The sequence below is a fragment of the Verrucomicrobium sp. BvORR034 genome, assembly GCF_000739635.1.
Classification (GTDB): domain Bacteria; phylum Verrucomicrobiota; class Verrucomicrobiia; order Verrucomicrobiales; family Verrucomicrobiaceae; genus Verrucomicrobium.
The window spans coordinates 1-8,017 of the sequence record NZ_BATQ01000087.1 but is presented as its reverse complement, the minus strand read 5'-3'; the positions used below and the strand labels follow the sequence as shown (position 1 = coordinate 8,017).

Sequence of the window (8,017 nt, the reverse complement as noted above, 5' to 3'; positions counted from 1 at the left end):
ACAGTCGTGGCGGTTGCACCATCGCGGCTCCGAGGCGCGCCAAGGCAAAACAGCAAGACGATGCGTTTTCCCTGATGGCATTGGTCCCGCATGCGGGACGGAACTCCAACCCTGCCGTCAGAGTGCTTACATAGATCGTTTGTCAGCAATCGATGTGGCGGCTGCACGGGTTTGCACCCCGCACGTCGCCTGCACGACCACAATGCAGAAGAACCGTTTCGGTTCTTGTTCCCGCACAATGCCGCGCTCCCAAGAGACGTGGCGGCTCTTCCAAAACCAAGCCTCAATCCAGCACCAAACGCAACGTCGGCGGCTTGAGGGTGGGATGATGGTTCCCGGCAAAGCCATGCACCAGGCCACCGCCCACGTTCTCGGGCGTTTCCCGCACCACCACCAGCGTGGCGTAGAGATTCTTGTCGTTCGTCAGGAAGCGGGCCAGTTCTTCGCCGCGGATCGAGAAAGCACCGGCCACATCACCACGCGGAATCGTGAAGCTACCCAGCTTGACGGCCTTGGAGAGGTCAGCCCCAGCGGACTTGGGATCGTTGCCGGGGGCATTCTGCCAGTTCACGGTTTCCTCGGTCCAGGCATCCAGAGTGTCATCGGTCACGCCATAGACGCTGAATTCGCAGTCGGGCAGCAGCGAAGCATACCCCCAGCCAGTGGACTCAAACTGGAGAGTGAGCGAAGCCGAGCGGACCTCCCGGCCTTGGAGCAGGGAGAGATCGAAGCCAAGCCACGCTTTCCGCCGGCAGGCAATCTGGTTGGTATGTTTGAGGAGCAGCAGCGTGTCGGAGAAATGGGTCTTCGTGTCGGGCGACCATACGTACGCGGCCTGCCCACGGCCAGAGTTGGTGGTGAGCGTGACCACATCGGCTTCCTCCGGCACGACGCGACGGGTGTCAGGACGTTCGGACTCGAGGTCCCCACCACTGCGGCTCAGGTCTTCTTCGGTAATGAGGGCGGCCTGGCGAGTCAGGAGGTTCACCTTCTCCCCGCTGCGGTGGTGCTGGAGTTCTACTTCACCCTGGAACACCTGCACCTGCGCCTGTCCATCGGCCCCAGTGCTCACGCCGAAGTCGGTACCGTGGTCGATGAGACGGGCGTGCGCCGTCTCTACCATGAAGCCTACTGCGGGCGGGGGCACATGGGCCACTAGTGCCCCGCTGTGCAAGTAGCAGCGTTCCGCGCTGAGCAGTTCGAGGTCGGCTGGACCCTCCAGGGTCAGGCGGGCTCCTTTCTCAAACTCCAGTGTCGCCAGACCCGCCGCCAAGCGCAGTCGGCCGGTGGACAAGACCGCCCCCACCTCCGTGGGCAGGCTGCCGCCATCCCATCGCGCCCCTTTTACATCCACCAGCTTGGCCACAGCAGGCCCAGACAGGGCGGTGACGGCCTTCTGGCCCTGCCAGCGCCCCATGCCCCAGCCTGCTGCCAGAATGACCACAGCCGCGGCCGCGGCCATCCCCTGCCCCCACCGGCCGGACCAGCGACGACGCGCGACTTTCGTCTGGAGAGACACGGGAAAATTCACCACCTCGGCAAGGGGCGAGTCCTTGAATCGCACATCCCCCAGCAAGGACTGGAGCTGCATGTACTCCACATAGGCTCTCCGTGCCGCCGGATCATCGATGACCAGGCGCTCAAGCCGTTCGCGATCCTTCACGTCAAAGCTGGCATCATCCAGCATGCGATCGCAGAGCTGGATGACTTCTTCTTTGGGACTGGGGGAGGCGGGATTCATGTAGGGTCAGACGGGATCAAAAGGGGAAACAAAAGTAGGAAGAGGCTGTCGGGGCGGAGCGCTTCAGTTGGCCCCCTCCTCTGCGTGGTTAAGCTGGCGGGTCACGCATTCATGCAGCACATGCCGCACCCGGCTAAGCTGGCGATAGAGAGCTGCCACCGTGCGCTGGAGTTTGTCGGCCATAGCCTCCAGGGAGAAGCCCTCCTGGTAGCGCAACTGAAGCACCTCCCGGTGTTCATCAGGCAGCTTGGCGATGCACCCGTGCAGAGCCCGTTCGCGGTGCTCAAGGTCCTCGGAGGAGTTGTCGTATTCACTGGCCACGGTGTTGAGGAACTCATCGCTGAAGTCCAGGCGGTCACGTTTGCGCCGCTTCCGGTAGGAAAGCACCTGGTGGAAAGCCACTTTCCGCGCCCAGGCGGAGAAGTTTGTGCCAGACTCGAACTGGGAGAAACTCCGCCACATGCGCACCTTGGCCTCCTGCAGGATGTCATCGGCATCCTGCACATGGGGCACCAGCGCATGCACGTACGCACGCAGCATCCGCTCGTGGCGGGCTAGCAAGAAGACGAATTCCTCGGCGGGCTCGGGCATGTTCATTCCATATAGGGTAGTCCCGCCTTTAAAAAAATGGACAAATTTTCCAATGTCCAAAAAAACGAAAGAGGACCTTCCCTACGTAAGTTTCCTTTCTGCAGATGGCAAAACTCACCTCCCATCCTTCTGCTGGTCGCACCTCTGAGGCACCCCATAAGCGTGCCGCGACCGCTCGTCCCCACCTGCTGCTGGCGGGCGCCGCCCTCGCCCTCACCGGTGCCGCCACTGGAGCGACTCCGGCGGAGCAGATGGAGTTCTTCGAAAAGAAGGTGCGACCACTCCTGGTGGACAAGTGCTACAACTGCCACAGCCCGGAGCACAAGGTGAAGGGCGGCCTGCGCCTGGACACCCGGGAGGGATGGGTGACGGGCGGTGATTCGGGACCGGCCCTGCTCCCGCACCAGCCAGAGACCAGCCTCTTCATGTCCGCCGTTGGCTACACGAACCGCGATCTGAAGATGCCTCCCAAGCAGAAGCTTTCGGACGAGGAAATAGCAGTGTTCCGCGACTGGATTGCGATGGGCGCCCCGGACCCGCGGACGGGTGCTCCGGAGGTGGCTGCCAAAACCGCAAGCAAGGCCATGTCGATGGAAGATGGCCGGAAGTTCTGGGCCTTTGTCCCCCCGGTCAAACCAGCGCTGCCAGCCGTGAAGGATTCCGCCTGGCCGGCCACCGGTGCGGACCACTTTGTGCTGGCGGGACTGGAATCCGCCGGACTGGATCACGCCGACGACGCCCCGCTGGAGGTGCTGGCACGCCGCCTGTACTTCGATCTCACCGGCATGCCGCCCACGACGGCAGAGTTGCACGAATTCCAGCAAATGGCCGGGCAGACGCAAGAGGCCGCACTGGCCTCCTATGGAGCCATCGTGGACCGGCTGCTCTCCTCGCCCCGCTTTGGCGAGCGCTGGGGCCGCCACTGGCTGGACCTGGCAAGGTTCGCGGAAAGCAGCGGCGGTGGCCGCACCCTCCCCTTCAAGGATGCCTGGCGGTATCGCGACTATGTGATCGAGAGCCTCAACCAGGACATGCCTCTGGACCGCTTCATCTCGGAACAGCTGGCCGGGGATCTCCTGCCTGCTGCCACATCAGCCGAACGCCGCCGTCAGCTCACCGCCACCGGATTCCTCGTGCTGGGCCCCACCAACTATGAAGAGCAGGACAAACAGCTCCTGCGCATGGACATTGTGGATGAGCAGATGGACACGATGGGCCGCGCCTTCCTGGGCATGACCCTGAGCTGCGCCCGCTGCCATGATCACAAGTTCGACCCCATCCCGGCCAGTGACTACTACGCACTGGCGGGCATCTTCCGCAGCACCCGCACGTTAAAGAACTACAAGGACAACGTAGCCCACTGGATCGACACCCCCCTGCCCATGGAGGGCGAGGTGGAGACACGGCTCCAGGCCCATGAAACCCGGCTGGAGAAGCTGACGGCCGATGTGGCTGCCGCGAAGAAGCGAATCAAAAAACTGTCTCCCAAAGTGGAGGCCAAGGATGCGAAGGCCCGTCCCGTCGCACCCGACGAACTGCCTGGCGTGGTGGTGGATGACAGCCAGGCCACGGTGGTGGGCACCTGGAAGACCTCCACACGGTACCCCACCTATGTGGGAGAAGGCTACCTGCATGATCAGAACGAGGATAAAGGAGCCAAAACGCTGACCTTCACACCCAAGGTGCCACAAGACGGACGCTATGAGGTGTGGCTCTCCTACACGGCCCTCAACGACCGGGCCGATAATGTGCCAGTGACCATCCTCCATGCCGATGGCGAGGAGACAGTGCGAGTGGATGAGCGGGCTGAACCCACCATCAACGGACGCTTTGTGTCGCTGGGTCAATATCGGTTTGTGGCCGGCGGCGAAGGCTACGTGCTGGTATCGAACGATGGCACCAACGGCATCGTAACGGCTGATGCCGTAGTGTTCGTCCCACTGGATGAAATTGCCAAACTGCAGACGGCAAGTGCACCTGCTGGTGCAGACAGTGCCGCGGCAGGCAATACTCAACTCCAGGCTGCCCAAGCCCAGCTCAAAGATTTGGAGAAGGAGTTGAAGCAGCTCCAGGCCTCCCCGCTGGCCCGCCCTGAAGCGATGACCGTACAGGACGACAGCGAGCCAGAGGACTGCAAGATTCATGTTCGCGGCAGTATCCGCAATCTTGGCGCGGAGGTGCCCCGCGGATTCCTGACGGTGGCACAGCACGGCCCGGCCCCGAAGATCCCCGACGCAGAGAGCGGCCGCAGACAGCTCGCTGAATGGGTGGCGAACCGGAACAACCCACTGACTGCCCGTGTGCTGGTGAACCGCACGTGGATGTGGCTGCATGGTGAAGGCCTGGTGCGCACGGTGGACAACTTTGGCACCACCGGAGAAAAGCCCACCCATCCCGAACTGTTGGATGCGCTGGCAGTCGAGTTCATGGAGGATGGCTGGAGCTTGAAGCGACTGGTCAAACGGCTTGTCACGGGCCGCACCTATCGCATGGCCTCGACCGGCCCAGAGGCCAGCCTTCAGGCGGATCCCGACAATCGCCACTGGTGGCGGCAAAACCGCCGTCGCATGGATGCGGAATCCATTCGCGACTCCATTCTGGCCATGAGCGGCCAGCTGGACCCCAAGGTGGGTGGACCGAACGTCAAGGCAGATGCCATCGATTCCAACTCCGGGGCTGCGCAGAACCTTGAGTACAACTACGTCTTCACGGACGTGCGCCGCAGCGTGTACACCCCGGCCTTCCGCAACAAGCGCCTGGAGCTCTTTGAGACCTTCGACTTTGCCGATATCAACCAGCCCCTCGGCCGTCGCAGCAGCAGCACGGTGGCCCCGCAGGCGCTCTATTTCCTGAACCACCCCTTCATGGTGGAGCAGTCCCGGCTGGCCGCGCAACGCCTGATCGCTTCCGGCGCAGGCGACGATGGCCTGGTGCGTCAGGCCTACCGGGAGATTCTGGCCCGTCCACCCGGCCCGCGCGAGCTTCGGCTGGCACTTGATTTTGTCACGGTCTCCGCCTCCGAGCAGGACGCCGAGGCCCGCCGATTCGACAACTGGTCCCTGCTCATCCAGACGCTCTTTGCCTCTGTGGACTTCCGCTATCTCAACTGACGCCCTCAGCCCCCTTCCACCATGCTTGACCGCCGCCACTTTCTCCAGACCACCGCCTGTGGTTTCGGCTCCCTGGCTCTCGCCGCCATGGCCCAGGGTGCTCCCAATCCCCTCGCCGCCCGGCACACCCACTTTCCAGCCAAGGCGAAACGGGTCATCTTCCTGTTCATGGCCGGCGGCGTGAGCCATGTGGATTCCTTTGACTACAAGCCCCGGCTCATCCGCGACAATGGGAAGATGATGGAGTTCGAGGATCAACGCGCCATTGCCAAGACCGGCATGGGTGCCGCCCAGCGCATCATGCAGCCGCTCTGGGAGTTCAAGCAGCAGGGCGAATCCGGACGCTGGGCCTCCAGCCTCTTCCCGCACATGTCCCAGAAGGTGGATGAGATGTGCTTCGTCCACTCCATGCACACAGAGGGCGTGGCCCACGGCCCGGCCACGCTGTTTCTGCACACCGGCACCACCAACTTCATCCGGCCCAGCATGGGCTCGTGGATCAGCTACGGGCTGGGCACGGAGAATGAGAACCTGCCGTCGTTCGTCAGCATCAGTCCCAGCCTGAGCAACGGCGGCCCGCGCAACTACGGCACCGCCTTCCTGCCTGCCGTCCATCAGGGCACCACGTTGGGCCGTGCGGGGCTCCCCGCCCGGGATGCCACCATTCGAAACCTGCGCAACCCGCTCCTCACGCCGGAGCAGCAAGGTCGGCAGTTTGACCTGCTGCGATCCATCAATGATGAGCAGATGCGCCGTGCCACGTCCTTGGCGCAAGGTCAGGCGGATGCAGAACTCGATGCAGTCATCAACTCCTACGAACTCGCCTGGCGCCTCCAGACCAATGCGCCCGACACGCTCGACGTGACCAGCGAATCCCCCGCCACCTTGGACCTGTACGGGATCAATGAAAAGGTGAGCGAGAACTTCGGCCGCCAGTGTCTCATGGCCCGCAAGCTCGCCGAGTCGGGCGTGCGCTACATCCAGGTGAACTACACCGACAACTCCAACAACCCGGCCTGGGACCAGCATTCCAACCTGCCCAAGCATGCTGACCATGCTGCCGCGGTGGACAAGCCGATCGCAGGCCTGCTGGCAGATCTGAAGCAGCGCGGACTGCTGGAAGACACCCTCGTCTGGTGGGGCGGTGAATTTGGCCGCACTCCGTATGCCGAACGCAACGGCACCGGTCGCGATCACAACCCCGTGGGCTTCACCCAATGGCTCGCCGGTGCCGGCGTGAAACCCGGCTACGCTCACGGTGCCACCGATGACTTCGGCCATTTCGCCGTGCAGGACAAGGTGCACATGCACGACATGCACGCGACGATCCTGCATCTGCTGGGACTGGATCACGAGAAGCTCACGTTCCGATACGCCGGGCGCGATTTCAGGCTCACTGACGTGCACGGGCACGTGGTGAAGGAGCTGTTGACGTAGAGATCGGTGGCTCGGCAATTCAGTAAACCGGTAAGCCGGTAAGCCGGTGGAATGGTACGCGGACAAAGAATTGGACATCACCCCCTCCGCTCCCAACCCCGGCTCAGGACAGCCGGCCCTGCGGGGCTGGGAACCCCCGCCTCCTTTGCGCCTGGAAACACTACCCCCGATTTACTGAATCACCGATTCACCGAACTCAGTACTTCATCAAAATCCGCCGCCATCTTCTCTGCGCTAAACTTCGCGCGCGTATTCTCCCTCCCCTTCCGGCTTAGCGCTGCCCGGTGCTCGTGATCCAGCAGAACCTTTTCCAGTGTCTGGCTGAGGCTCTTCACATCATCCGGCTCACACAATTCGCCACCTTGGGTAATTTCCAACAACTCCGGGAAAGCACCGTGGCGGGGCTGCACAACGGGCAATCCAGCGGCCTGGGCCTCCACGACGTAGAGCCCGAAGGCTTCGCCGTAGGTGGCAGGCACGGAGAAAACAGTGACCTCGTGCAGGAACTTGGTTTTTTCCTCGAAACTCACGTTCGGCTCCCAGGTGACACGATCAGCCAGACCTGCGGCCGCGAGCTTGGATTGCAGCCCCTCAATGTACTTGTCGTCCGCCGGAGTCTTCGCGCCTGCGATGCGAAGCTTCACGCCGGGCACGCTGCCGCGTCGGTCAAGTTCGATGAAAGCGTCCACCAGAGTCGTGAGCCCCTTGCCGTGGATCATACGGGCCAGATAGCCGATGGTAGGCGTTTCTGGCTCGCGGCGGTCGTGTGACCAGCCCTCATAGTTCAGCCCATTGTACACCACGCTGACCTTGTCAGCAGGGACCGCAAGACGTTCGGCCATGACCCCGGCATAGAAGTCACTCGGCGAGATGAAACGCGCCACGGACTGGGCGTTCTTCTGCATGAGATCCCAGGCCTGAGTGCGATAGGGCTCTGTGAGTGTGTCCAGAAAAGAGTCCTCCCCCTGGAGGGAAACCACCACGGGGACCTTGACCCGACGGACGAGCGCGGGAGCCAACCCAATGAGCAGGGAGTTGGACAGGGAGATCACATCGGGCCTGCTCTCGGTCTCCAGCCATTGGATGAGGCGATCCCACTCTGACCATTGACGGCCCCCTTCCCCCAGCAGGCTACCCA

General features: G+C 62.7%; 5 protein-coding genes. 2 read left to right on the top strand and 3 right to left on the bottom strand.

Annotation, left to right across the window (positions count from 1 at the left end; all coding sequences use genetic code 11):
- Positions 1 to 283: 283 nt before the first annotated feature.
- Positions 284 to 1,741 (bottom strand): DNRLRE domain-containing protein, encoded by a 1,458-nt coding sequence (locus BV034_RS15115; RefSeq protein WP_050027841.1) that lies wholly within the window; start codon positions 1,739 to 1,741, stop codon positions 284 to 286.
- A 63-nt stretch (positions 1,742 to 1,804) separates the two neighbouring features.
- Positions 1,805 to 2,332: a sigma-70 family RNA polymerase sigma factor gene (locus BV034_RS15110; RefSeq protein WP_265593033.1), complete on the bottom strand. Its 528-nt coding sequence runs from the start codon at positions 2,330 to 2,332 to the stop codon at positions 1,805 to 1,807.
- A 104-nt stretch (positions 2,333 to 2,436) separates the two neighbouring features.
- Here BV034_RS15110 and BV034_RS15105 point away from each other — a divergent pair, with 104 nt between their 5' ends.
- Positions 2,437 to 5,442 (top strand): DUF1553 domain-containing protein, encoded by a 3,006-nt coding sequence (locus tag BV034_RS15105; RefSeq protein WP_050027839.1) that lies wholly within the window; start codon positions 2,437 to 2,439, stop codon positions 5,440 to 5,442.
- A 21-nt stretch (positions 5,443 to 5,463) separates the two neighbouring features.
- Positions 5,464 to 6,879 carry a DUF1501 domain-containing protein gene (locus tag BV034_RS15100; protein WP_050027838.1) on the top strand — a complete coding sequence of 472 codons (1,416 nt, stop codon included), beginning with the start codon at positions 5,464 to 5,466 and terminating at the stop codon, positions 6,877 to 6,879.
- Positions 6,880 to 7,058: 179 nt separating this feature from the next.
- On the opposite strand, the gene BV034_RS15095 is transcribed toward BV034_RS15100, so the two are convergent.
- Positions 7,059 to 8,017: glycosyltransferase family 4 protein (locus BV034_RS15095; protein ID WP_050027837.1), on the bottom strand; the 959-nt coding region annotated here is incomplete at its 5' end.